Source organism: Pseudoalteromonas sp. SCSIO 43210 (genome assembly GCF_054133285.1).
In genome coordinates, this window is sequence record NZ_CP087225.1 from 1,056,029 (window position 1) to 1,080,260 (window position 24,232).

21 protein-coding genes are annotated in these 24,232 nt (G+C 37.6%); 14 read left to right on the forward strand and 7 right to left on the reverse strand.

Annotated features, from left to right (window positions below; translation table 11 throughout):
* Positions 1-54: 54 nt before the first annotated feature.
* The 3 genes from astB to LOS73_RS04720 all read right to left on the reverse strand — a co-directional run bounded on the left by astB (position 55) and on the right by LOS73_RS04720 (position 3,625).
* On the reverse strand, positions 55-1,401 hold the full coding sequence (astB, locus tag LOS73_RS04710; protein WP_306724937.1) for an N-succinylarginine dihydrolase: 1,347 nt from the start codon (positions 1,399-1,401) through the stop codon (positions 55-57).
* Positions 1,402-2,038: 637 nt separating this feature from the next.
* Positions 2,039-3,145, reverse strand: coding sequence for an L-dopachrome tautomerase-related protein (locus LOS73_RS04715; protein ID WP_342864774.1), 1,107 nt, complete (start codon positions 3,143-3,145; stop codon positions 2,039-2,041).
* A 45-nt stretch (positions 3,146-3,190) separates the two neighbouring features.
* Positions 3,191-3,625 (reverse strand): MarR family winged helix-turn-helix transcriptional regulator, encoded by a 435-nt coding sequence (locus LOS73_RS04720; RefSeq protein ID WP_039486559.1) that lies wholly within the window; start codon positions 3,623-3,625, stop codon positions 3,191-3,193.
* Positions 3,626-3,748: 123 nt separating this feature from the next.
* Here LOS73_RS04720 and LOS73_RS04725 point away from each other — a divergent pair, with 123 nt between their 5' ends.
* From LOS73_RS04725 to LOS73_RS04745, 5 genes are all read left to right on the forward strand, one after another.
* Complete coding sequence (locus LOS73_RS04725) at positions 3,749-4,177, forward strand: organic hydroperoxide resistance protein (protein ID WP_024611591.1); 429 nt, start codon at positions 3,749-3,751, stop codon at positions 4,175-4,177.
* Between the two features lie 175 nt (positions 4,178-4,352).
* On the forward strand, positions 4,353-4,709 hold the full coding sequence (locus LOS73_RS04730; protein WP_457934573.1) for a metalloregulator ArsR/SmtB family transcription factor: 357 nt from the start codon (positions 4,353-4,355) through the stop codon (positions 4,707-4,709).
* 20 nt (positions 4,710-4,729) lie between these two features.
* Positions 4,730-5,740, forward strand: coding sequence for an ArsJ-associated glyceraldehyde-3-phosphate dehydrogenase (locus LOS73_RS04735; protein ID WP_457934574.1), 1,011 nt, complete (start codon positions 4,730-4,732; stop codon positions 5,738-5,740).
* Between the two features lie 24 nt (positions 5,741-5,764).
* On the forward strand, positions 5,765-6,982 hold the full coding sequence (gene arsJ, locus LOS73_RS04740; protein WP_457934575.1) for an organoarsenical effux MFS transporter ArsJ: 1,218 nt from the start codon (positions 5,765-5,767) through the stop codon (positions 6,980-6,982).
* 105 nt (positions 6,983-7,087) lie between these two features.
* On the forward strand, positions 7,088-9,208 hold the full coding sequence (locus LOS73_RS04745) for a methyl-accepting chemotaxis protein (protein WP_149606011.1): 2,121 nt from the start codon (positions 7,088-7,090) through the stop codon (positions 9,206-9,208).
* Between the two features lie 66 nt (positions 9,209-9,274).
* Here LOS73_RS04745 and LOS73_RS04750 read toward each other — a convergent pair whose 3' ends face one another.
* Positions 9,275-9,862, reverse strand: coding sequence for a TetR/AcrR family transcriptional regulator (locus LOS73_RS04750; RefSeq protein WP_007377108.1), 588 nt, complete (start codon positions 9,860-9,862; stop codon positions 9,275-9,277).
* Between the two features lie 111 nt (positions 9,863-9,973).
* Between LOS73_RS04750 and LOS73_RS04755 the strand changes: the two genes are divergently transcribed.
* Positions 9,974-10,516 carry a carboxymuconolactone decarboxylase family protein gene (locus tag LOS73_RS04755; RefSeq protein WP_007377107.1) on the forward strand — a complete coding sequence of 181 codons (543 nt, stop codon included), beginning with the start codon at positions 9,974-9,976 and terminating at the stop codon, positions 10,514-10,516.
* Positions 10,517-10,578: 62 nt separating this feature from the next.
* On the opposite strand, the gene LOS73_RS04760 is transcribed toward LOS73_RS04755, so the two are convergent.
* Positions 10,579-11,112, reverse strand: coding sequence for a hypothetical protein (locus tag LOS73_RS04760; protein WP_033028445.1), 534 nt, complete (start codon positions 11,110-11,112; stop codon positions 10,579-10,581).
* A 51-nt stretch (positions 11,113-11,163) separates the two neighbouring features.
* On the opposite strand from LOS73_RS04760, the gene LOS73_RS04765 reads away from it, so the two are divergent.
* The gene (locus LOS73_RS04765) at positions 11,164-11,535 is read left to right on the forward strand and encodes a DUF1294 domain-containing protein (RefSeq protein WP_033039797.1); all 372 of its coding nucleotides are present in this window, start codon (positions 11,164-11,166) and stop codon (positions 11,533-11,535) included.
* A 90-nt stretch (positions 11,536-11,625) separates the two neighbouring features.
* Here the strand turns inward: LOS73_RS04765 and LOS73_RS04770 are convergent, their stop codons facing one another.
* Both LOS73_RS04770 and LOS73_RS04775 read right to left on the reverse strand, forming a co-directional pair.
* Positions 11,626-11,973: a hypothetical protein gene (locus LOS73_RS04770; RefSeq protein ID WP_007377104.1), complete on the reverse strand. Its 348-nt coding sequence runs from the start codon at positions 11,971-11,973 to the stop codon at positions 11,626-11,628.
* A 208-nt stretch (positions 11,974-12,181) separates the two neighbouring features.
* The gene (locus tag LOS73_RS04775; RefSeq protein ID WP_008137777.1) at positions 12,182-14,155 is read right to left on the reverse strand and encodes a serine/threonine-protein kinase; all 1,974 of its coding nucleotides are present in this window, start codon (positions 14,153-14,155) and stop codon (positions 12,182-12,184) included.
* 523 nt (positions 14,156-14,678) lie between these two features.
* Here LOS73_RS04775 and tagH point away from each other — a divergent pair.
* From tagH to LOS73_RS04810, 7 genes are read left to right on the forward strand one after another with little or no spacing between them, the layout of a single operon-like run.
* Positions 14,679-15,950 carry a type VI secretion system-associated FHA domain protein TagH gene (gene tagH, locus LOS73_RS04780; RefSeq protein WP_033028447.1) on the forward strand — a complete coding sequence of 424 codons (1,272 nt, stop codon included), beginning with the start codon at positions 14,679-14,681 and terminating at the stop codon, positions 15,948-15,950.
* 15 nt (positions 15,951-15,965) lie between these two features.
* Positions 15,966-16,430 carry a type VI secretion system lipoprotein TssJ gene (gene tssJ, locus LOS73_RS04785; protein WP_033028448.1) on the forward strand — a complete coding sequence of 155 codons (465 nt, stop codon included), beginning with the start codon at positions 15,966-15,968 and terminating at the stop codon, positions 16,428-16,430.
* A gap of 16 nt (positions 16,431-16,446) precedes the next feature.
* Positions 16,447-17,775: a type VI secretion system baseplate subunit TssK gene (gene tssK, locus LOS73_RS04790; RefSeq protein ID WP_008137773.1), complete on the forward strand. Its 1,329-nt coding sequence runs from the start codon at positions 16,447-16,449 to the stop codon at positions 17,773-17,775.
* A gap of 19 nt (positions 17,776-17,794) precedes the next feature.
* A complete protein-coding gene (gene tssL, locus LOS73_RS04795) occupies positions 17,795-19,075 on the forward strand; it encodes a type VI secretion system protein TssL, long form (protein ID WP_033028450.1) in 1,281 nt (426 codons plus the stop codon).
* A 10-nt stretch (positions 19,076-19,085) separates the two neighbouring features.
* Entirely contained in the window at positions 19,086-22,595 is a 3,510-nt protein-coding gene (tssM, locus tag LOS73_RS04800) for a type VI secretion system membrane subunit TssM (RefSeq protein WP_008137770.1), read from the forward strand.
* Positions 22,577-23,305 carry a type VI secretion system-associated protein TagF gene (gene tagF / locus LOS73_RS04805; RefSeq protein WP_007377097.1) on the forward strand — a complete coding sequence of 243 codons (729 nt, stop codon included), beginning with the start codon at positions 22,577-22,579 and terminating at the stop codon, positions 23,303-23,305. Before tssM ends, tagF begins: the two co-directional genes overlap by 19 nt.
* Positions 23,298-24,095 carry a PP2C family protein-serine/threonine phosphatase gene (locus LOS73_RS04810; RefSeq protein ID WP_007377096.1) on the forward strand — a complete coding sequence of 266 codons (798 nt, stop codon included), beginning with the start codon at positions 23,298-23,300 and terminating at the stop codon, positions 24,093-24,095. The genes tagF and LOS73_RS04810 overlap by 8 nt, the downstream gene beginning before the upstream one ends.
* Positions 24,096-24,232: the final 137 nt, after the last annotated feature.

Consider the following 24,232-nt stretch of genomic DNA (forward strand, 5'->3'; position numbering starts at 1 on the left):
AATAGCGAGCCTTGGCTCGCTATTTTTGTATTAGCCTTTGTGTTAACTGAGGTATTAACCTTCTAATTGAAAGTCGTACACTGAACCTAAATTAAGTAGTTGGGTAAGCTCATCAAGTGCTTGGTAGCTTTCGGTGAGTAGGGCTGAGTCTGCAAAGTCACTTGCGCCTAATTTGTCGCGGTAGTTACGTTTTGCCCAGTCACACAGTTGTGTGTATTTAGTATCAGTTAAAATAACCTCTGGGTTTACTGCAGCAAGTTCTTGATCGTTAAGAGCTACACGTAAACGCAAGCAAGCTGGGCCGCCGCCATTTTGCATACTTTGGCGTAAATCAAAAAACTGTACTTGGTTTACTGGGTTATCAGCCATAATCATTTCTTCAATGTAGGCGTTAACTGCGCTGTTGCGTTTACACTCTTGTGGTGCCACTAACAGCATTGAACCATCTTCAAGGCTCACTAGCTGGCTATTAAATAAGTAACTACTTACAGCGTCGGTAATGCTTACTTTATCGGTAGGTACTTCAATAATATAAAATTCTTTATTGCCCACATACGCTTCGCGAATATCTTGCAATGCCAAAGCTTGGTTTAAAAATGCTTGCTGGTGGCACAGTAATACGTTGGCGTTACCTACTGCAATTACATCGTTATGAAACACGCCTTGGTCTATTACGTCTGGATTTTGCTGTAGTAAAATTTGGCTTGAATCTTTTAAGTTATGTAAACGGCAAATTGCTTCTGAGGCTTCGAGTGTTTGCCTTGCAGGAAACTTAGCTGGTTTTGGTAATTGGCTGTTAAACGCGCTGGCACCAAATACAAACATTTCAAGGCCTTGCTCGCCGTGGCTGTCACAAAAACGAGTATGGTTTGCTGCGCCTTCGTCGCCAAAAAAGCCTTGGTCTGGCAAATGGGTATGGTGCGCAAAGTATTTGTCGTTATTAAACATCGCTTTTAATAAGCGCGTAGTGGTTGCAGGCTCTAATGAACGATGAAACTTATTATTTAAATTAGCTGAAGTAAAGTGTACTTTGCCGTCGGTTGTATCAGGAGATGGCGATACCGTAGCTGCATTGGCTGTCCACATTGCAGACGCTGAATAACACGCGCGTAATAATATAGGATCTGCTTTAAATGCTTTATGAATTACTTGTGCATCGTTACCGGTAAAGCCTAAGCGGCGCAGTACGTTTAAGTCGGGGCGCGCATGAGGGGCAAATACACCTTGAGTTAGGCCTTTGTCGTGCATGGCTTTCATTTTTTCAAGGCCTTGAAGCACAGCCTCTTGAGGATTTGAAAAGCTTGCTGCGTTATTTAACGAGGCAACATTACCATACGATAAACCAGCGTAGTTGTGAGTAGGGCCAACTAAGCCATCAAAATTAACTTCTAAAGCGTGCATACACGTTCCAACTAAAATTTTTCAATAGGGTGCAACAATACAACGCAATAGGGCTGCTTGCAAAGTTATAAACGCAGTGTTTTTACTAATTTTTTCGAGGTTTTTAAATATGGAGTTTATTACAAGGGAGTTGTTTTTATATTGAATGATTAATTTGAAGTTTAATTAAAATGTACACATAAATTTCATAGTGTGCAAAAGCTTAGCCTAAAGTAGGTTTTTACATTTAAGCTTTATGCCAAGCCTTTACACAATACGATGTTACTTAACATAGACGCGCTCTTTGTCAGCGGTGGTATGGGTATTTGTTGGATCATTAACTTGCCAAACGCTAATGTCTAAACGCCATAAAAGGTAAAGGGTATGGTATAAGTTGAACATGGTTTTTCCTTGGTATTTTCACTGAACACATCAGTTTATAGGAAGAAGTATGCCAACATTAACTTGAATATTTTATGAATAGAAATCAGGTATTTAGTATTTAAGTGTAAATACGTACTAAAGCATTAGCACCAAAGCGGTGATGTATTTTTAAAATGTGCACCAGTGTGGTGTGTTTTTAACAAAAAGCCCTGCAACTATTGGGTCACTTAAATGTGCAAGGCTTTTTAAAAACTGTAGTCACTTAATAAGTAAATTAGCGGCCTACTTTTCCTTTTACTAAAGGCTCGAACGACATTACTTTAAACTTACCGTGGCTTTGATTTTTGCCATTATTAAGTACAGGCGAATTATGTAAATCGTCAACGGTAAAGTATATTTTATGATCAGCCCCGTAACTAAAGCCATCAGGCCAGCTCAAACGTTCGTCTTTAAATAATACTTCGTAGTTGCCAGTGGGTTTAACTACGCCAATTGCGCCATTGGTTATGTCGGTTACATATACGTTACCGCCGCCATCAACAATAATACCGTCTGAAATTGGCTTAGTGCCGTAACGCGTAACTTTGTCTTCAAGCGCTTTAGCCCAAAGGCTCTCGTTATTTATATCGCTGGTGGCAATGCGGTAAACCGACGTGCCCGACATAGATCCAAAGTAAAGCCAGTCTTCGTTAGGGTCAAGCGTAATAGGGTTAACACCTAAGCGGGCAGGTTGGCCGCCAAGGCTCATTGTGCGCCCATCAATAACCATATCGATATTTTCGGCTGTGGTGTAATGGCTATTTTGTAATACTCTGCGTGCTACACCTGTTTTAAGGTTTACCGTAATAATAGCGGCTTGGCTGCCTTGGGCTGTGTCGGCAATGTATACAACGCCATGCTTATTATCGATGACTAAATCGTTTAAAAACGAGGTGTCGGTAATGGTCGGTTTAGCCAGATAAATAATTTTGTGCAGTTGCTCTTTGTTTGTATCCCAACCTACTAAGCGCCCAGCGTGATCGGGCCCTGAAGTGTCAAGCATCCATAACACGCCATCGCTTGATACGTTTATGCCAAGTACATCGTAAAAACCTTTACCGTTATTGTACGCGTATGCCCATTCTTCATTAGGGTAGGGCTTAGTTGTACCATCGCTTAAAAGCTCCATAATTTTTTGCTTTTGGCCAAAAAAGCCATGTACAGATAAAAATTTTCTGCCCGATGGGGTAATAGCAATGTTGCCCGGTGGGTGCTGCGCATCAAATGTGGCTACTGTTTTTAAATCAGCATTTTGGCCAGCGGTGTTAGCAGTTACAGCGTTGCTACCTAAAAGTGCCGTGCTACACGCCGCTGCTAATAGTAATTTTTTAATATGAGTCATTTTTAAAACCTTTTAAAACACGTTTATTGTTTAAAAATTAAGAGCCTAATCGGCTAAGTCGTTTACTACTAAATCGAGCAGCTGCATTAACTGCTTCGCTTGTGTTGCATCTACACTATCAAATTTACATAAAATATTTTTAGGAATATCTGCTGCTTTTAACTTAAGTGATTGGCCATGCTGGGTTAGCTGCACTAGGCGTTTGCGTTTGTCGTGCTCATCTTTAATAACAGCCAGTAATGATTTGTCGCTCATTTTTTTGAGTATTTGGGTCATAGCACCGCCGTCTATCGCGGTTTTATCTATTAGCTCTGCAATTGTTATTTCGTCTTGCTCCCACAGCGCCATCATTACTACGTATTGCGGGTAAGTTAAATTTAGCTCGTTTAAAGGCTCGCGATACGCACGCGCAATGCTGTTAGATGCCATGTATAACCGATGGCATAACTGATTTTTTAACTTTAATTGCTCAAACGGCATAACGTTATCCTTTATTTCGATACATGCTATTTTAATTTGCATGCAAAGTATTTGCAATCTCTAATTACTTGTTCTATTATTTTGCACACAAACTAAATTAATTACTAAACTTTGGAGTTCATTATGAATGTATTACAAAACGTAGCTTACACTGCAAAAGCAACTGCAACTGGCGGCCGTGAAGGCGTAGCTAAATCTGATGATGGTCGTTTAGATGTAAATTTATCAACACCTAAAGGTTTAGGCGGAGACGACGGACAAGGCACTAACCCAGAGCAATTATTTGCCGCAGGTTATGCTGCGTGTTTTATTGGCGCACTAAAATTTGTAGCGGGTAGCGAAAAAATAGATTTACCAAGCGACACACATATTGACTCACAGGTATCTATTGGCGCGATTGAAGGCGGTTTTGGTATTGCAGTAAAACTTGCTGTGTCACTAGGTGATATGGATAAAGCTGCAGCGCAAACGCTTGTAGATAAAGCACACCAAGTATGCCCATATTCAAACGCAACACGTGGCAATATTGAAGTAGAGCTTTCAGTTATTTAATTAATTGCTAAGTTAACTAATACTGTAATAGCCCAGTGGTTTTGTCACTGGGCTTTTTTGTGCGTGGAGTTTAATAAAATGAGTCATTAAATGAATATACAAAAAATCATATATTCACTATTCCATATATTATATTTTTGTTTTATTGTATGTGCAATAAAACTGCGAGGACAATATGGAACAATTCAACCCACTTCAATTTTATAAATGCCTAGCGGACGATACGCGTTTAAAAGCAATGCTGCTCATTAGCCATCAAGAAGAGCTATGTGTATGCGAACTGGTTGCTGCACTTGAGCTAAGCCAACCTAAAGTGTCTCGCCATTTAGCGCAGTTAAGACAATGCGGATTGTTGAGCGACCGTAAACAAAATCAATGGGTTTATTACAGTATTAATAAAGCCCTGCCAGAGTGGGCTAAAAATGTATTAACGCAAACGCTTACTGCTAACCCTTCATTTTATGAAAACGATTTAACGCGCTTAAATGTTATGGGTAATCGCCCTGAACGTATTATTAGCTGCTGTAACTAACTTATTAAAGGTATTTAATTATGACTATTAAAGTAGGTATTAACGGTTTTGGCCGTATGGGACGTTTGACTCTGCGTGCAGCAGTTGATTGGCCAGAAATAGAGTTTATTAAAGTAAATGATGTAGCGGGCGATGCTAAAACCCACGCACATTTAATTGAGTTTGACTCAGTACACGGGCGCTTAGCACAACAGGTTTCTAGTGATGATAATAGCTTTAGTGTGGGTAAACACACGATTGCAGTTACCAACAACAAAACTATAAACGAAACTGATTGGTCTGATTGCGATGTAGTAATAGAGGCCAGCGGTAAAATGAAAACCACTGAGCTGTTAAATCAATATTTAGCACAAGGCGTTAAGCGTGTTGTGGTAACCGCACCTGTAAAAGAAGACGGTATTTTAAATGTAGTAATGGGGGTAAACGATGATCTTTATAACCCAAGTGAGCATAAAATTGTTACAGCCGCCTCGTGTACTACTAACTGTTTAGCACCAATAGTAAAAGTACTGCAAGAAAAAGTGGGTATTAAGCACGGCTCAATGACTACTATTCACGACATTACTAATACTCAAACGATTATTGATGCCCCTCATAAAGATTTACGCCGTGCGCGTTCGTGCGGTACAAGTTTAATACCTACTACAACCGGTAGTGCAACGGCTATTACGCATATTTTCCCTGAGCTAAAAGGTAAATTAAACGGCCATGCCGTGCGCGTACCTCTTACTAACGCATCAATTACCGATTGTGTTTTTGAGCTCGAGCGAAGTGTTACACAAGACGAAGTAAACACGTGGTTTAAAGACGCTGCAAATAACGAGCTACAAGGTATTTTAGGCTACGAAGAAAGACCGCTTGTATCTATAGATTACAAAACAGATCCGCGCAGCTGCACCATAGATGCGCTTTCAACCATGGTAATTAACAACACTCAACTTAAACTATACGCTTGGTACGATAACGAGTGGGGTTATGCAAACCGTACTGCTGAGCTAATGCTTAAAGTTGCACAAAGTGATTTTGCTTAATCTCGTTTTAAAAGGTTTAACGCTATGCTTGCGCAGTTAGCTAATTTACCAAGTTCTATAAAGCAATATTTAATAATTACTGGTAACTATTGGGCATTTACTTTAACTGATGGTGCGCTACGCATGTTGGTGGTGCTGTATTTTCATCAGTTGGGTTATGGTGCATTTGCGATAGCCATGTTGTTTTTGTTTTATGAAATATTTGGGGTGATCACCAATTTAGTAGGTGGTTGGCTTGGCGCGCATTTAGGGTTGAACAAAACCATGAATGTAGGGCTTGGGCTACAACTTGTCGCCTTAGCCATGCTTTGCGTGCCAGGGGATTGGCTAACCGTTGCCTATGTTATGGCAGCGCAAGCACTGAGTGGCATAGCAAAAGACTTAAATAAAATGAGCGCAAAGAGCGCCATTAAGTATTTAGTACCACAAGACGATGCAGGGCAAAGCCAATTATATAAATGGATTGCCATACTTACCGGCTCTAAAAATGCGTTAAAAGGAGTGGGCTTTTTTTTAGGCGGCTTATTACTAACTGTGTTTGGTTTTGTGGGGGCATTAATAAGCCTAATTATTTTACTTAGTGTTGCGTGGGTTATTAGTTTAATTTTTTTAAAAGGCGAGATTGGTAAAGCTAAAAACAAACCTAAGTTTAAAGAATTATTTTCTAAATCCCGGGCAATTAACTTACTTAGTACAGCGCGTTTATGCTTGTTTGCGGCGCGCGATGTATGGTTTGTAGTTGCACTACCTGTTTACTTAGCCGCTCAGTTTAACTGGGATCATTGGTGGGTCAGCGGCTTTATGGCTTTGTGGGTAATTGCTTATGGGCTGGTGCAATCGCAAGCACCGCGAATAACTGGGCAAGGTGATTCAACTTCACATTCGGTCAAAAAAGCGTATTGGTGGGTCGTTTTATTAAGTGGTGTAACTGGCATTTTAGCGTTGTTGATGCAATTGGATATAGCGGTACATTTTACGCTTGTAATCGGCTTACTTATTTTTGGTGGAGTATTTGCTGTAAATTCATCGCTGCATAGTTACTTAATAGTAAGTTTTGCTAAAAATGATGGGGTGTCACTCGACGTTGGCTTTTATTATATGGCCAATGCGATAGGGCGTTTGCTTGGTACGGTGCTTTCTGGTTGGGTTTTTCAAGTATATGGGCTTAGTGCGTGTTTATGGGTAAGTGTTTGTTTGTTAATAATGGCGACAATTACGACGGCATACCTGAAAAAGCAGTAAAAACCCAACTAATTGTATTAAATTCAAATTGTTTGATGATATTTATAGCTTCATTTTTTAAAACTACTAAACTATAGCTGTAGATTTAATCAAAAGGTGTATGGAATGCGGGAAATATCGTTAGCAAAAAAGTTACTCTGGCTTACCGTCGGGAGTATATTTATTACAGTATTGGTGCTTTCTAGTGTTTTATGGTGGCAATTATCATCAAGCAATGAGCAGTTAGCGAGCAAATCTGAAGAGTATATCGTTGCTGAGGTTGAAGAAAAACTTAATGCCAATGCTGCAGTATATGGTGAACGAATTGCTGGCTTTGTTAACGAGGCTTACCGAGTTCCGTATTCATTAGCCGCATTACTTGGTGATGCTGCAAAACAAAATACGCTAAGTAGAGATACAGTTGTAAGCATAAACCGCTCTATTTTAGAAAATAATACACTTTTATCTTCTATTTATTCTCAGTTCGAAGCTAATGCTTTTGATGGGCAAGATGCTCAATTCCAGCGGGGCTTTAAGCATTCTGTTGATGGTGATGGCACGCTCGAAGTCTATATTACTCGGGACGAGAATGGTACGGTAGAACAGCAAAAAGTGGCTAATGCAGCTGACAAATATATAACAAATTTGAACGAATTTGGACTTCGCGAAGCTGAATGGTACTTATGTGCAAAGGATACGCTCACACCATGTATTATGGAGCCTTACCTTTACGAAATTCCGTCCGGTGATTCGGTAATGTTAACGTCATTAACAGTGCCAATTTTAAAATCTGGGCAGTTTATTGGTTTAGCTGGCGTAGACTTAACACTTCCTACTTTTCAAGTGATGACTGAACAGCTTTCTAAACAACTTTATAACGGTAAAGCAAAAGTAACATTATTGAGTGACATAGGCTTAATTGTTGGCAGTAGCCATTATAAAACTAAACTAGGGCGTCCACTAAAAGAAGCGATTAGCTCATCGCTGTACAACGATATTGAAAAGTCAAAAGGACAAAGCGGTATTTTTAAGGTTAATAACGAGTACCTTGTTAATTACCCTATCAATATTAAACTTGCCAATAAGCAGTGGTCTTTAATTATTGAAGTACCAACAGAACTTGCGCTCGCAGGTCCTGAAGCGTTGGCTGAAAACATGCAAGAAACTGCAGCATCGTTAGGGTCTATTATTTTAGTAACCGGTTTAGCTATAGCTGCAATTGCATTTGTTATAATGAAATTAGTGGTTGGCGGCATCGTTGCACCGCTTCGACAAATTCAACAACGTGTTGATAACCTTGCAAGCTCTGAGGGTGATTTAACGCATACATTGCATGTTGATAGCCACGCTGAACTTATTGCATTAGCTGGTGGGTTTAATCGATTTTTAGCAAAACTACGTGATTTAATTTCTGAACTAAAAGCGGTGTCTGAGCAAACCAAACAGCAAGGCGAGATAGCGCAACACATTGCCATAGATACAAAGCAAAATGTGCAATCTCAATTTCAAGAAATTGAAAGTGTGGTAACGGCTATGAACGAAATGAGCGCAACAGCACTCGAAGTAGCCAGAGCATCAGAACAGTCAGCGCAGCAGGCAGATGAAATTAATGGCTTAGTGGTTAGTAGTGAGTCGAGCTTATCGTCAGCGATGAGCCAAGTTAAAACTATGTCTGAAGAAATTAAAGAAGCTAACCAAGCGGTTGAAAAAGTAGCATCGCGTAGTAAAGATATTACGCAAATTTTGGATGTGATCCGTACCATTTCAGAACAAACTAACTTATTGGCACTTAATGCGGCAATTGAAGCTGCACGTGCTGGTGAACATGGCCGAGGCTTTGCGGTAGTTGCTGATGAGGTAAGAGCGCTTGCGTCTAAAACGCGTTCATCGACTGACGATATCAGTAAATTGATCGATAGTTTGTTACACGAAGTTGGCAATGCCTCAACTGTAATAGAAAAAGGCGTAGTGCGCGCACAAAGTGCTGTTGATGAAACCTCAATTGCATTTGATGCTCTTCACAGTGTAGTGGTTAAAGTTGATGAAATAACTAATCAAATTACACATATTGCCACGGCAGCTGAAGAGCAAAGTTTAGTAACTGAAGAAATAAATCGTAATTTAACACTTATATCAGATGCAGCTTCGCAGCTATCCGATTTATCGGCACAAGCAGGCGATAGCAGTGAAGTACTCAACAAGCTTGTAACGCAACAAGATTCAGAGCTTAATAAGTTAAAAACGTAATATTGAACGTCAAAAAATAAAAAGGCAGTAATTAAATTACTGCCTTTTTTAATTAAAACAAGCGGTTTATAGGTTTTTCATGAGCGCAAACATTTGATTGATCATAGGTTGGGCCAGTAGTTCAACGCCTGGGCGATTAAAATAACCACGTAACCCTGTAAACTGAATCTGAAAAAAACGTGCGTACTCGATAGCTGTTAATTTATCGCTCAACTCATTTTTTGCTATTGCTTGCTCAAAAAGTACAGTGAGATAACCTTCAAACTTAGCCGCTAAATCTAAACTCAATTCATATAAACTACTGTTTTTATCGGCAAACTCATTGTTAGCTTTTACTAACATACAGATTGCACTCGGGCTACAATCTTTGTTTTTAATTACCACATTTTCTACAAATGCACGTAAGCCACCTAAGGTTGTGTCTGACGAAGATAAAAAACCGTCAATTTGGCTTTTCATTTGCACCGTATAGTCTTTTAGTGACTCACTATATAGCCCTTCTTTTGAACCAAATGCAGAATAAATACTGCCTGGTCGCATATTAACGGCTTCTTGTAAGTCTCGCGTTGAGGTTGCATGAAAGCCTTTTTCCCAAAATAATTGGCTGGCAACACGAACAACATTTTCGCGTTCAAATTTAACCTTATTAACCATTTCATTCTCAATTAATTTGAACAGTTGCTCAATTTTAACTTGAACAGTCGCTCAAAATCAAATAGTATGTGTTTCGAAGTTACATAAACCTAATTATTTTTGGAGCTAAACATGGCAGAATTTACTTTATACACGGCAGAAAATGCACCAGAAGAAGCAAAACCACTTTTAGCTGATTCAGTAGCAGCATTTGGTATGCTTCCTAACTTACATGCAGTAATGGCTGAAGCACCAACATTACTTAAAGGTTACCAAGTACTGCATGACTTGTTTCAAAAAACGTCATTTAATGCAGAAGAGCTAACAGTAGTATGGCAATCAATTAACGTAGAGCACGACTGTCATTACTGTGTTCCTGCTCACAGTGGTATTGCAGCGGCAATGAAGGTTGATCAAGGTATTGTTGACGCACTTGTTAACAAAACACCACTTGAAAACCCTAAGCTAGAAACTCTTCGTGAAACTACACTCGCAATGACACGTGAACGTGGCGTGATCAGCGATGAGCAAATCGAAAAATTCTTTGCCGCAGGTTACGCTAAGCAACAACTACTTGAAATTATTGTAGGCTTGTCTCAAAAAGTAATGAGCAACTACACTAATCACCTTGCTGATACACCAGTAGATGATGCATTTAAAAAATACGTAAAATAAATACGGTTCTATAAATGACAATAGGCAGCTTAGGCTGCCTTTTTTGTGTTTATAAATTGCGATTATTTAAACTTAACGGCTTTTGTACTGCGTGTATAAATACGTTGTTCGGGCTTTGTCCACTCACCCTTTTTTAAATAAGAGATTGATACAATGAATTTATCGTCTTTTAAATCACTTGTAGACTTAACCTTAGTCACTCCCTCTTTACTGCCTGTTACTTCTTCGTAGGCTACAAACTGAGTCGGGCTTAATACTGTTATAGTGCCTTTTGTATAAAAACCTGCTGTTGTGAAGTAATAAAAGACGAGTGACTTTTTTTTGCTATCATAAAAAATCGTCGATTCGCCGCCATACTCACCCTCATTAATAGAGTGCATAGTACGAATAGCTTTACCGTTTAGCGTACGTTCCCACCTGCCGACATCCTGAACTGGCTTTGCGCCTGAGACTACCTTAAAGTCGGTTTGCCAAGTGCCTAAGTAAGGCTGAAATATTGCTAGCTCTTTATCGAGGGTTAAGTTGTTTTCGTCCGCGTAACTAAAAGTAAATGAACAGAGGAGCAACGCTAAGAATAACGCTTTAAAATGTGTCATAATTTAACTCTTATTTTTAAATTCTGTGCGTTCAGTATAGGTGATAATTAATTGATAAAAAAAGCCTTAATAACAATATCGAGTCTTTTTATTGCTTTAACTTGGCTAGCTTACATGCTTAGCTATATTGCTCTTTATATACCAATTTATCTCAGTATTTTGAGTATGTTAACATTTTTAATGTATGCTTGGGATAAGCGCAAAGCAATACAATCGGCACATAAAAAAGTAAACCGTACGCCTGAGCGCACGTTGCAATTACTTGCTCTGTGTGGTGGTTGGCCAGGTGCATTATTTGCACAACAATTACTACGTCATAAATCTAAAAAACGTCGTTTTATATTTGTGCTGTGGGTATGCATTGCAGTTAATTTAGGTGGGATCGTGTATTTTTGGTTGAATAGGGGGTATTTACTCGTTTGACTAAATAGAAGGTTTGCTGAGCTAACTTAACCTGAACTTTGGTAAATAATATATTACTCAGAGTTCAGGTTACTTAACAGTATAAATGGCTTACTGTTCAGATTGACTTGTTAGTGCTTCATCTAATCCAACAGTTAAAATAGTTTTTTTGTCAACAACGACCCATTTTCTGTAGGTTTGGTATCCAGCTCTGCTGACTTCAATATCGTATTTGCCTTCTTTTAGCTCAATGGCATCTTGATAGACCGGGTTTATGTTCATAATACGAACGCGAGCATCTGCGGGAGTCGTAATAACGGTTAATGAAATTGGTGCTACAACTTCTTCAACATCTACTTTGGCTTCGGTAACAACCTCAGTGACGACTTTATCAACTGTTGAGGTGGTTGAACAACCGCTTAGTAATAGGATGGCTGCAAGTGCGCTTAAGTTTTTCATCGATACTCCATTAAGTAATTTAAAAATGTTGAAGGTTACGAAAAATCTTGGAGGAGTGTCTTAAAAGCTCAACTCGTCGTCCTTGACTCTCGTTTAAAAAGCGGTGGATAGTCTAATATGTATCCACCATATATTCAATTATAGTTATTTTCTTATTGCTACGCTCATCATCTAAACAAACTCTGAGTTAGTAGCCTAACTATTTTATTTACAGCATACTGTCTAACGACTGCGTAATGGCCTCACTTCTTTCGACTAATTGCTCCGCAGTTCGGTACATTTTTCGCTTCATTAGAGTATTAGCCATTGTAATATATCGCTTTGACAAATCTTGTTTTAATGTCACTAGAAGAGGAAAATCAGTTGGTAGATCAGCAGACTCTAAATTAATAAGTTCTTCAAACTCTAGTAGCTGCTTGTAATCCTCAATACCTTCCAATTGTTCAGAGTAACGTTGAAATCTTGGTTGATAAAAAACAATAGCATCCGAGAGTGGGTAGGTAATTTGCTCACCTATCGCTAATTTTTTCTGATAAAAGGTCAGTGCATCAATTGCAGATTCTCTTTTGAGTAAATTTGCGAAAAGGAGTTCAGCTTTTTGATTGCTGGTAAATATCGCTTTACCAACATTTAAGAGTGCTTTTTGCGCAATTACGTCATCTTCTTCTACTGCTTTGTCTAACGCTATTTTAAAATTATCAAAATGTAAGGAAGAGGGCTCGTACACGTAGGTATTATCAACTTCTTTTAAGTCTTGAATTAGCTGCGGGATATTATTATTGTCACTTTCGTTATAACGAGACTGTTCTAACAATAAATTAATTCTCGATGTGATATCAAAAATTATTGACTGACGCTCTCTTAGGATGCTCTCTAACTGCACTGAAAGTTTTTCTGAGTCAGGGTAGTAGTCGAGAGCTTTAGAGTAGATTGAAATTGTTTTATCAAAATCTTTAAATTTATTTGAATTATTATTATTAAAGTTATTAGCTCTTTTATCAAAACTGCCTAATATGCTCGTTTGATTTACTCTTAATAGGCCCTGCTTTAATACTTCGTACTGCGGAGGAATTTCAGCTAACTTATCTAAAATATGAGGCCCATTCCAAGACATCCAAGTTTCTACTTGTTGATTAATTGCGTTCGCATTATCAAGTTTTGCCTCTAGTTGCTTTACTTGCACAGTGTTAGCTAATTGATATTGAATAGCTACAATAACTAAAATAACGGATGCTGCGACTAAACCGATCGCTGGCTTTAAATTAGACTTAAGTTTTTTAGAAATAGGTAATAAAGAACTTTGTCGTTGTGACGTTTCTAACGATAGTGCATTATTTATACTTTGCCATAACCAAAGTGGACAATTGCTTGGACGTTTAGCAGTGGTACTCTTTGGTAGTTTATCGGCTGCAACTCGATTAAATGGATGTTTACTACTTAATAGTTCAAACGCAATACATGCGTATGAAAACACGTCATCTTTAACGGTAGCACTGGCACCATTTAGTTGTTCAGGACTTGCGTAGGTCGGTGTATAACCGCCAATATCGCCCAACTCAACATTACTTCTAACGGCATACGCATCTTCAATGTTTTTATGCTTTGCGATACCAAAGTCGAGTACTTTTAAGTCCCCATTACTGTCAAATATGATATTGGATGGTTTGAGGTCATTATGAATCACCCCTCTTGAATGTGCATATATAAGAGCATCAGCAAGCTGTTCTAAAATCACTTTCGCTTTTTTAAATGCCATGCCTGAGGGCTTGTTGCGTTTAATTATTTGTTCTAAAGTTTCTCCCTCAACAAGTTCCATTGTGACGTAATATAAATCACCATCGGAATCTGCTGAAAACACTTTAACGATGTTAGGGTGGGAGAGCTGTTGTGTTTTTGCTGTTTCGTCTTTTAGAAGAGTAATTGCTTCTTCTGAGTATGAAAACTCTTCTTGCAACACTTTTAAAGCAACAAATGCTTCAGCACGATTTACATTTTCTAAGAAGGTATCACGCGCTCTGTAAATGTAGCACATGCCGCCTTGTCCAATTAGTTCTTCAACCAGGTAGCGATCGGAAATCTTTTTTCCGATGAGGTTAATCTTATTTTTAGCAGAGGTTCTTTTTTGATTAGAATCAAGTGATGCAATTTGAGTTTTGTCACTCGGGTTGTTAATACCGCTCATTATAAATCCTTTTATTGTGTTTATTTAAATAATTACAAAGGTAAGCTTTATACTTATTATCAATTTCCCTCTGATATTGTCGTACATTTTTACAAAAAATCTCGACTATAGCAATGTTTCAATTATTGAATATTTATATCTAAATTTTAAAACAGCTAATTTATACGCTATCGGGAATATTTAACAAATGTAACTTTATAAAAATATAAAAAATAAACCCACTTTTGAGCACATACTTAAGTAAAAAAGAGAGTTTAGGGCGTCAATGAATGAGATTAAGTAATCAAGATAAATCAATTGAGGTTTTACTTTTTCATTTTATAGAGTACGGATTTTGGCCGAAATGTAAAAATATTAACGGCCACAATTGTTCAGTATATCGATTAAGTTAATATTTATTTTTACAGTATTTTATGGCTCAATAAAAGTCAGTCTATATTTATATATTAATTTCAATGTTGACAATAGTTTCTCTTCTACTTTATCCTACCGACAATAAAGATTTAAGGGACTGACTTATCAAATGGAACTGATACTAAACATAACTAGTTATCATAGACTCTCACCTGAAATTGAAGCATCTAAGACTGTAGTAGATAAACTCATCTTTGGTCGCTCTGAGACTTGTGATTGGCATCTGCCCGATCCTGAAAAAATAATATCAAGTAAACACGGACAAATCGTAAAAGAAGGTGATTCTTTTTATATTTACGATAATTCAACGAATGGCACCTTTATAAACTTTGCTGTAACCCCACTTGGTCAAGGAAATAGGCAGGTTCTTGCTGACAGTGACGTATTAACTATTGGCGACTTTCAAATTGATGTTAAGTTGGTTGATGATCGCGTTTCACCAGTGAGTAATACCGATTTTTCGGCCAGTCAAAACAGTGATAATAATTACCGTGCGGATAGTAAAGATTCATTTTCACAATCGCATCAGTTTTTAGACGAATCTATTTTAGATGAATCAATGCCTGGAGTTTCTATGGTGCAAGAGCCCTTTTTGAACTCAGGTAACCAGATCCCAGAAGATTGGGATGATTTATCACGCCTGATGAACCCAGAACACTCCGATGCATCAAAACATGACTCTGCGAATGTTCAAGAGTTAAAAACGAATTCTCCACGAGTACAATCGGAAAGTCGAAAAATAGCCCCTAAAGAACAAACTGTCGAGACTGCATCACCAAAAATAGCTGCAAAAAACAGTACTGCGTTATCTGATGCATTTTTAAAAGGTTTAAATATAAAGCCTGAAGTACAAAATTCGTTAAATACAGAAAAGCATTGGTTTGAAATGGGGCAAGGCCTTAATTTATTACTCAATGGCCTTATGGACTCTTTACGTCAAAGAGCGCATGTAAAAAGTCAATTGAGGTTAAATCATACAATGTTTCAAACTGAACAAAACAACCCTTTAAAATTTTCTGCTAATATAGATGACGTTATTCAGAATTTATTCATAAGGAATAGTGCAAGCTTCCTCTCGTCTAAGGAGTCGATAAATGAAAGCTTTATTGACTCTCGCAGGCACGAACATGCGTTATTAGCCGGTGCAGATGGTGTACTTAAAGGGATGTTAGAGCAAGTTTCTCCCCAACAGATAAGTCAGCAAGCAAATGATAATTCTAACGTATTAAAAATTATCCCTGGGCAAATTGAATCTAAATGCTGGAAGTTATATCAGAGTTTACATGATGATTTGTCACAAGACGTTAGTTCCAAAGGGGCAATGGCTATGTCAGATGATTTTTTAAAGGCATACAACGATAGACTTAAAGAAACGCTTTAGAAAGGAAATTAAACAATGTATAAAATTAAGCTCTACTTAATGAGTTTTAGTTTACTATTTTTAGTACTAGGATGTTCTACCGTTAATAAACTTGTTCCGCCTTCAACAGATCTGATTATTAATGTATCTAAGAATGTGAATCCTGATACGTCGGATAGACCTTCACCTGTAGTTATGAAAATATTTGAACTTAGTTCTCGAACTATTTTTGATACACAAGATTTTTTTAGCCTTTACGATACGCCTGAAAAATTATTAGGGCCTGATCTGTTAAAAAAAGACGAGCTTGAATTACAGCCAAATTCAGTACAAAAATATAAAATGAGTCTCAATCGAAACACTCGTTATGTGGGGGTTGTGGTTGCTTATAGAAACATTGATCAGGCAAGATGGAGAGCTGTAATTGAAGTTGATCCTACCGGTTATGATGATATAAATGTCAATGTAGAAGCTATTGCTACATACATGAGAGAGAAATAAAAAAAGGATTTGTAAAATGGGTGATAACACTCGTGTTGCTTGGACTGAAGGGATGTTTTTAAGGCCGCAACACTTCCAGCAATCAGATAAACATATTGCGAATGTAATCCAACAAGTGTGCAGTGGTAACCTTGCAGATCCTTGGGGAATACTTGAGGTAGCAATTGATACTGAACTGCTAAAATCGGGTCAATTTGCGATTGAATCACTGTCGGCAATTACCCCAGATTTACTACCGATAGATATGCCTCAGTCAACTTCTTTGCCTGAGCCATTAGTGGTCGGCAAAGATATATATGACGAGATAGTTTATCTTGCAATACCGGCATTGAAAAATAGCGGCATAAACTTATCTGCCCCAGAAGAAAATATTGTAACTCGTTATAAATTGAATGATTTATCAGTGAGTGACGATTTAGTGGGGGCGCAATCTCAAGAAGTTATTCAAGTCGCTAAAATATATAGTAAGTTAGTACTTTCCTCTGATGATCACTCTGGTTATATATTGCTGCCTTTAGCAAGAATTCTAGACGTTAGTAGTGAAGGGCAAATAAAGCTAGATAATAAGTATATACCGGCATCTTTAAAAGTAGGGCAATGCAAGCCTCTTTTGGGTCTTGTTCGCGAAATTGGTTCAATGATCAAACAGCGCTCAGAAAGCATCGCCGTTAGATTGTGTCAAGGATATGCAGGAAGTACATCAGTTGCCGACTTTATTATGCTGCAAACATTAAATAAGTATGATGCAGTATTTGACAACTTATTATCAGTCAATAATATCCATCCAAATATCTTGTATATTAGGTTGATTGAGCTTGCCGGAGAGCTGTCGACGTTTAGTACTGTTAATAAACGAGTTCCTAAGCTCCCTAAATACGATCATAAAAACTTGGGTCAAGTGTTTAGCGAAGTCGTTAACTTCCTATATCAGTCGTTGAGTCATGTTATTGAGCAAACAGCAACTGAAATAAAGTTAGAACAAAGCAAATTTGGAATTTCATTTGGTGCATTAAACGATAAGTCGGTGCTAAATTCAGCTCAATTTATTCTAGCAATAAAAGCAAGTGTTCCGCATGAAGAGTTACGTAAAATACTGCCATCACAGATAAAAATAGGCAGTGTAGAAACTATACGTGATCTTGTTAATAACCAAATACCAGGAATAACAATCAGTAGTTTACCTACAGCCCCAAGACAAATCCCATATCATGCAGGTTTCCATTATTTTGAATTAAATAAACAGGGAGAGCATTGGGATAAGTTGCGCTCTAGTGGCGGAATTGCCATTCATTTATCAGGTAGCTACCCAGAACTACAATTAAGCCTTTGGGCAATTAGAACTTAATTTTAAAGGAAGAGTTTCAATGGACGAAACCATTATCAAACCACGCCCTGGTAGATTAGGACGTGATACCTCTAGTAAAGCAAATACTGACAGTGATGCTGATAAAACGGTGATGTCTGTCGAATCGCCATCGACAAAGCTACCAAGTAGCGTCAAAGTGTCTATCTTTAAAAACCCTCTTTTAGAAGCTGCAACTGACTGTTTTTCAATAGTCATATCTATTAGTCAATCAGCCGAAATGACAAATTTAGCAGCTTTAAAACATCGTTGTGTTGAGGCCATAAAGCGGTTTGAAGTTGAAGTTCGCAACCAAAATTTATCTAAAGATATCATCAACAATGCGCGCTACTGCCTATGTGCTATTCTCGATGAATCGGTATTAAATTCAAAATGGAGCTCAATGGAATGGGCCGATGAAAGCTTATTATCTACATTCCATAAAGAAACATTTGGTGGTGAATATTTTTATACATTACTCGATGACGCGCTGTTACAACCTGAAAAAAACAAGCAATTTTTAGAGTTACAGTATCATTGTTTAAACCTTGGTTTTAAGGGCAAATATAGATTAGATACTGTTGGTGATAATAAAGTTGAAGAATACCGTTCTCAGATGTACCACCTTTTAAATCAATTAGATGGGCCAATCAATAACAAGTTATCACCTAATTGGAAAGAGCGAGTTGCTGCAGGTGTTGAACTTAGAAATCAAGTACCGCTTTGGGTGATTTTTTCTGTTTTAGGGCTCGTGTTACTTGCCGTTTATTTATTTATCAATATGAAACTCAATGATGATGTTTTTGCTATCAATGAAAAACTTGCCGTTATTCATCCACTCGCAAATGAGCAAACTGTCGATAAAAAAGACCAGCAACTATTAGTTTTAGAGCAGCTACTACAAACCGAAATACAGAGGGGGATTGTGGTTGTTAAAAAAAGTAATGATCGGATCAGAATTTCCATCAAAAGTGAAAGTTTGTTTAATCAAGGTAATTCACAGTTACTGCCTTCTTTTCAGCCTATTCTTGAGAAACTTGCACTTAGTTTAGAGGGAACAAAAGGCAGAATATTAATTACGGGTCACACAGACGACACGCCTATTAGTACCGACAGATACCCCTCAAATTGGCACCTTTCTTTAGCTAGAGCAACACAAGTTGCTAATTCTATGGCTAAAAGTACTAACCTTAGTGGCCGTTTATGGCCTGAAGGTAAAGGGGCCGCAGAGCCAATCGCCAGCAATTCAGATTCAGCTTCTAGGTCATTGAACCGACGAATTGAAATCGATCTATTATTTTAATGAGGCTGATATGAGTTTCTCGCAAAAATTTAAAAAAATGACATACGCTCTTACATCTCGTACCGCGATGCTAATTATAGGTTTCCTAGCTTTATCATTATTGATTTGGTTTGGTGGTCCTTTAATTGCAGTGGCAGATTACGTCCCTTTAGCAAGTATTGCTGCAAGGTTGCTAACAATATTACTTATATTGTTGCTCTTTTCTGTGACAAAAATTTATCGTCTTGTGCAGCAAAATAAAAGAGATGAAAAAATGGCTGATGAGTTAATCGATAGCGATGACTCAGGCGGCAGTGAAGTAAACGAAGAAATCACGACTCTAAAAACAAGAATGAATGAAGCTATCGACTTGTTAAAAGATGTTAAGTTGTTCAAAGGTAAAAATATTTACCAGTTGCCGTGGTACATAATGATCGGCCCTCCTGGCGCGGGTAAAACAACCGTTATTAATAATTCAGGATTGGATTATCCATTAAAAGATAAACTGGGCGTTGATTTAGTTCATGGCATCGGTGGTACACGAAATTGTGATTGGTGGTTTACTAATAAAGCGGTATTGATCGATACCGCCGGTAGGTATACAACTCAAAATAGTCATGCAAAACATGACTCACGAGCATGGGAAGGGTTTTTAGGTCTATTGCGAAAGTATCGTCCACTTAGGCCAATTAATGGTGTGATGATCAGCATGGGTATATCTGAGTTGATGAGTCAGACTAAAACTGAGCGTAACTTACATGCACGTGCAATAAAGCAACGGCTACAAGAGCTTCAAAATCAGCTTGGGATGACATTTCCTGTCTATGTTATTTTTTCTAAGGTTGATTTAATTGAAGGATTCAGAGAATTTTTTGGCGAATTAACGGAAGAAGAATGTGAACAAGTATGGGGAGTTACCTTTGAGCTTGATCTTGCTAAAGACACCCAGGTAGAAGCGTTTAATAAAGAATTTCATACTTTAATTTCTAAATTAACAGAAATGCTTAATCGCAGATTGATAAATGAAAGAAACGAAGCGATCAGAGCTAAAATATTCGAATTCCCTAGGCAGCTAAGAGTACTTCAAGGTGTCGCTGATGGCTTTTTAAAAGAAATATTTACACCTAATGCATATGAAGAGCTGCCCATGTTTAGGGGCGTTTACTTAACGAGCGCAACTCAAGAAGGAACGCCTTCTAGCTTTTTGAATGATGTTAACTCAGGTAAAACAGATTATATCAATCAATCAAAAAGCTTTTTTATAAAAAATGTTTTAGAGAGCGTGATTTTTCCAGAGCAAAATTTAGCAAGTACAAATAAACATCACGACAAACAAAATAAATGGCTACGCGTTGCTAGTATCTCATTAGCTGTTATTGCGCTATTTGGCTTTTCAATTTCTTGGTACTTTAGTTTTGCATGGAATAGTAATCTAATTGCAGAAACTGAAGAGGCTATTTCGACATATCAAGAGCTTGATTCAGCGTCATTTGATCGAAATAACTTAGTGGTTTTAAATGATAGGTTAAACGCGCTGAGAAATTTACCAGCAAGTGCGCCATTTTTAATGGACTCGGAAGAGTCACCATCATTTGGTTTTAATAAATTAAATGAAATTAAAGCATCTTCTGTTAATGCTTACGATCGTTCTTTACAAACTTATTTAGAACCATTTATCAGCAATACCCTTATAAAAGAAATGGCAGCCCATCCAGAGCACCTTAGTTATTTATATGAGACTTTGAAGTGTTATTTAATGCTATTTCAACCAGAGTATTTTGAAAGTGAAGACATTACAGCATGGTTTGATGCTTACTTAGAAAGAAACCTTCCGGGTGATAAGAGTATTCAAATTAGAGATGAATTAATGGGTCATATTTCAGCTTTGTTGAACAAAGGTATTAATCAAACTGATGTTGATAACCAAGCTGTACGAACTGCACGCGCTGAATTAACTAAGTTGCCTATAGCAGAAAGAGCGTATCAACGTCTGCAAGCTGACTTTCTTAATAGTAGTATTCCGCCGTTTAGATTAACCGATATTATTAGTTTTGAAAGTGCGCAAAAATTTACGTTTCGTAATAATGGTGAGCTAACTAGAAATATCCCTGGGTTGTACACATTTAATGGATTTCACGGTATTTTTAACGTTGAAAAAAGTAAAATGTTAGGTAATTTAATGGCCAGTAGTTGGGTGTATGGTGAAGAAGCATCAGGCACTTACGATATTTCAAAAGATGAAATAGAAAAGAAATTAGAGCAGCGTTATTTTCAAGACTATATTCATTATTGGCAGTCGTTCTTAGATGACTTAAGTCTTAATCAATATAGCTCACCGGCAGAGGGCGTTAATATTACGGATGTATTAGCGGGTTCAGAAGCGCCAATTAAAAATATTATTATTGCAGTTCAAAAGAATGTTCAGCTGACAAAACTACCGGTATCGGAAAATCAAAAAGCAGCAGGTAAACTGGCTGCTAATGCTGCTGAAATTGCAATGCAAACGAAAGCAAATAGGATCAAGCGATTTTTACCTGACGAAGCGCCTAAGTTCGACATAAAGTTGCCAGGTTACCAAGTCGAAGAAGCATTTGAAGATGTGATAAACATTGATTCTCAACAGCTCGATAATATTCAGAAAAATCTGCGAGAGCTTAATATTTATTTAACCAAGCTCGATCGAGGCGATCAGCTTAAGTATTCAATAAAAGATCAAATTAGTGGTAAGAGTAAACCAAGCTTTATACGTCAATTAGAGTTTCAAAGTCGAGATTTACCTTATCCATTCAATAGCTGGTTATTAGATATAAGCAGAGACACTAGTAATATCACCAAAAATAGTGCAAACAGGCACCTGAACGAAATTTGGAAAAGCAAAGTTTTAAGAGAATACAATGCTGCGATTGTGGGAAGGTACCCTTTCTCTCCACAGGCAGATAAAGAAGTAAATATGAAAGACTTTGCTCGCTTTTTTGGACCAGGTGGAACCATTGATAGCTTTTTCAATAGCTATGTTGCGCCTAGCGTTGATATAAGCTCAAGTCCATGGAAGTTTGAAAAAGACATTGGTATTAGCAGTGAAACATTAAAAATGTTTGAACATGCTTATCAAATCCAAACCGCTTTTTTTGATGGTGGAAGTAATACCCCTCGAATAGAGTTTGGTTTACGAACATTTAAACTGGATAAAACAGTGTCTAGCCTTATGATAGAAATTGATGGACAGTCAATGACTTACCGACATGGTCCATTAAAAGTAACAAATTTCATTTGGCCTGGAGCATCTGGTCAAAGTAAAACAAGAGTGGTGTTTACGCCTCCAAATGGTGGCCGCTCAATTAACACAACTTACCAGGGTGAATGGTCACTTTATAGAATGCTTGATGAGCTTAGCGAAAAAAGAAGCCAAACTCGTAACGATCTAGAGCTGCACTTTTCAATTATGGGAAATAATGCAAAAGTCGAATTGTTGCCTAAATCAATCAGACATCCATTTTGGAATACAAGCGTAGAGAAGTTTTCATGTCCGACACGATTATAAATATAGGTTATCTTGGTAAAGTTCCCTCTTTAGGCGACTTTGTTCAAGATAACGTTTCTAAGGCATTTTCTGAGCATTGGGAGCAATGGTTACAAGCAGCCATTGCTGTTAGTAAGGAGCAGCTAGGAGAAGCATGGCAGGATAATTACTTGGTAGCGCCTGTCTGGCACTTTGCCTTGAGCCCTAATATAGTTGGCGACAACGGGGTTATGGGAACCATAATACCGAGTATGGATGCGGTTGGAAGGCATTATCCTTTTACTCTATTGAGTGAGACGCAAAGTGACCCTATTGCTATATTAAACTCAGGTGTGTTTTCTTTAGAGTATGAAGATGTGGTTTTAAAAGTATTAGAGGGCTCGGTTGATCTTTTTTCGTGGAGAAAAGAGGTCACCCAAACGCTTAATATAATGACGGCTGAAAAAAAGCAGGTCAGCTATTCTCATTCACCCGATAAAAACAAAGCGGGTGAGGCGTTTGAATTTTCAGGTACTGAGCTGTCAGATAATGTTTTAGAAGATGCAATGCATGCCATATTACATAAGAAACATGGTGATTATAGCGTTTGGTGGACACATGGTTCATTTAACATCAAACCAATGGTGCTTATTACATCTGCACTACCTCCTGTAAATCAAGTTGCAGCCATGTTAGATGGTAGGTGGAAACATTGGGAATGGAATTATACGCAGGTAAAAAATAGTGATTAGTAAATTTTGTACAAGTTATGCCATTACCCACCGAGGTGTTGTTAGGCAACTAAATGAAGATGCCCATGTAGAAATTAATAGTCATAACCTGTGGGTTGTTGCTGATGGCATGGGAGGCCATGAAGCCGGTGAAGTCGCAAGCCAGTTAGTTGTTGATGTTATTAGGACAAAAGTTCAAGAGCTTGAATTAGATGTTTTAAGTATTTCTCATATTGTGGGGGCGATTGAAGAAGCAAATAGACAGCTCAGTGAATACAGTGCTTCTTATCTAGATAATAAAACGGCGGGCAGTACGGTTACTGCGTTATTTTTAAAAGATGGGAACTACCATATTTTATGGGCTGGTGATAGCAGAGCCTACTTATTACGTGATGGTGAGCTTCAGCAGATATCAAGAGATCATAGCCAAGTAAATGACTTGATTGATGAAGGGGTTATTTCTGTTGAAGAAGCGAAAAATCATCCTCTATCTAATGTAATAACACGCGCAGTTGGTGTTATGGAAAATGTAAAAGTGGATGTTATTAAAGATAAAATAAGAACCGGTGATATATTTTTACTTTGTTCTGATGGGCTAACTGGAGAATTATCTGATGACGATATATGCATGTCTTTAGAACCAAATAGTATTATTGATTCGGGTATGGCATTAATGCACTCTTCTTTAGTTCGAGGTGCAAGAGATAATGTGACATGTATTTTAATTAAATATGATGAAACAAAAGATAATCAAGATATTAATGCGATTAATAATATGGATGAGGCGACGATTCCTTTATTTACTAAATAACATATTGATTATTTTAAATAAGATTGTTTTAAATTATTTAAATGATGTTATTTGAAAGTATACTAAAAATTGATTGTTTATATATTGGCAATAATGAATTTTTAAACACAATTGTAACTAAGCTTGTATTTTAATAT

What these genes read in the sequence shown, in the direction of transcription:
- tssL (WP_033028450.1), top strand. Translation starts at nt 17,795, where the DNA reads ATGGACGAAACCATTATCAAACCACGCCCTGGTAGATTAGGACGTGAT.
- LOS73_RS04730 (WP_457934573.1), top strand. Translation starts at nt 4,353, where the DNA reads ATGGAACAATTCAACCCACTTCAATTTTATAAATGCCTAGCGGACGAT.
- LOS73_RS04745 (WP_149606011.1), top strand. Translation starts at nt 7,088, where the DNA reads ATGCGGGAAATATCGTTAGCAAAAAAGTTACTCTGGCTTACCGTCGGG.
- arsJ (WP_457934575.1), top strand. Translation starts at nt 5,765, where the DNA reads ATGCTTGCGCAGTTAGCTAATTTACCAAGTTCTATAAAGCAATATTTA.
- LOS73_RS04725 (WP_024611591.1), top strand. Translation starts at nt 3,749, where the DNA reads ATGAATGTATTACAAAACGTAGCTTACACTGCAAAAGCAACTGCAACT.
- LOS73_RS04770 (WP_007377104.1), bottom strand. Translation starts at nt 11,973, where the DNA reads ATGAAAAACTTAAGCGCACTTGCAGCCATCCTATTACTAAGCGGTTGT.
- tagH (WP_033028447.1), top strand. Translation starts at nt 14,679, where the DNA reads ATGGAACTGATACTAAACATAACTAGTTATCATAGACTCTCACCTGAA.
- tssJ (WP_033028448.1), top strand. Translation starts at nt 15,966, where the DNA reads ATGTATAAAATTAAGCTCTACTTAATGAGTTTTAGTTTACTATTTTTA.
- LOS73_RS04720 (WP_039486559.1), bottom strand. Translation starts at nt 3,625, where the DNA reads ATGCCGTTTGAGCAATTAAAGTTAAAAAATCAGTTATGCCATCGGTTA.
- LOS73_RS04755 (WP_007377107.1), top strand. Translation starts at nt 9,974, where the DNA reads ATGGCAGAATTTACTTTATACACGGCAGAAAATGCACCAGAAGAAGCA.
- tagF (WP_007377097.1), top strand. Translation starts at nt 22,577, where the DNA reads ATGTCCGACACGATTATAAATATAGGTTATCTTGGTAAAGTTCCCTCT.
- tssM (WP_008137770.1), top strand. Translation starts at nt 19,086, where the DNA reads ATGAGTTTCTCGCAAAAATTTAAAAAAATGACATACGCTCTTACATCT.
- LOS73_RS04715 (WP_342864774.1), bottom strand. Translation starts at nt 3,145, where the DNA reads ATGACTCATATTAAAAAATTACTATTAGCAGCGGCGTGTAGCACGGCA.
- LOS73_RS04775 (WP_008137777.1), bottom strand. Translation starts at nt 14,155, where the DNA reads ATGAGCGGTATTAACAACCCGAGTGACAAAACTCAAATTGCATCACTT.
- tssK (WP_008137773.1), top strand. Translation starts at nt 16,447, where the DNA reads ATGGGTGATAACACTCGTGTTGCTTGGACTGAAGGGATGTTTTTAAGG.
- LOS73_RS04750 (WP_007377108.1), bottom strand. Translation starts at nt 9,862, where the DNA reads ATGGTTAATAAGGTTAAATTTGAACGCGAAAATGTTGTTCGTGTTGCC.
- LOS73_RS04760 (WP_033028445.1), bottom strand. Translation starts at nt 11,112, where the DNA reads ATGACACATTTTAAAGCGTTATTCTTAGCGTTGCTCCTCTGTTCATTT.
- LOS73_RS04735 (WP_457934574.1), top strand. Translation starts at nt 4,730, where the DNA reads ATGACTATTAAAGTAGGTATTAACGGTTTTGGCCGTATGGGACGTTTG.
- astB (WP_306724937.1), bottom strand. Translation starts at nt 1,401, where the DNA reads ATGCACGCTTTAGAAGTTAATTTTGATGGCTTAGTTGGCCCTACTCAC.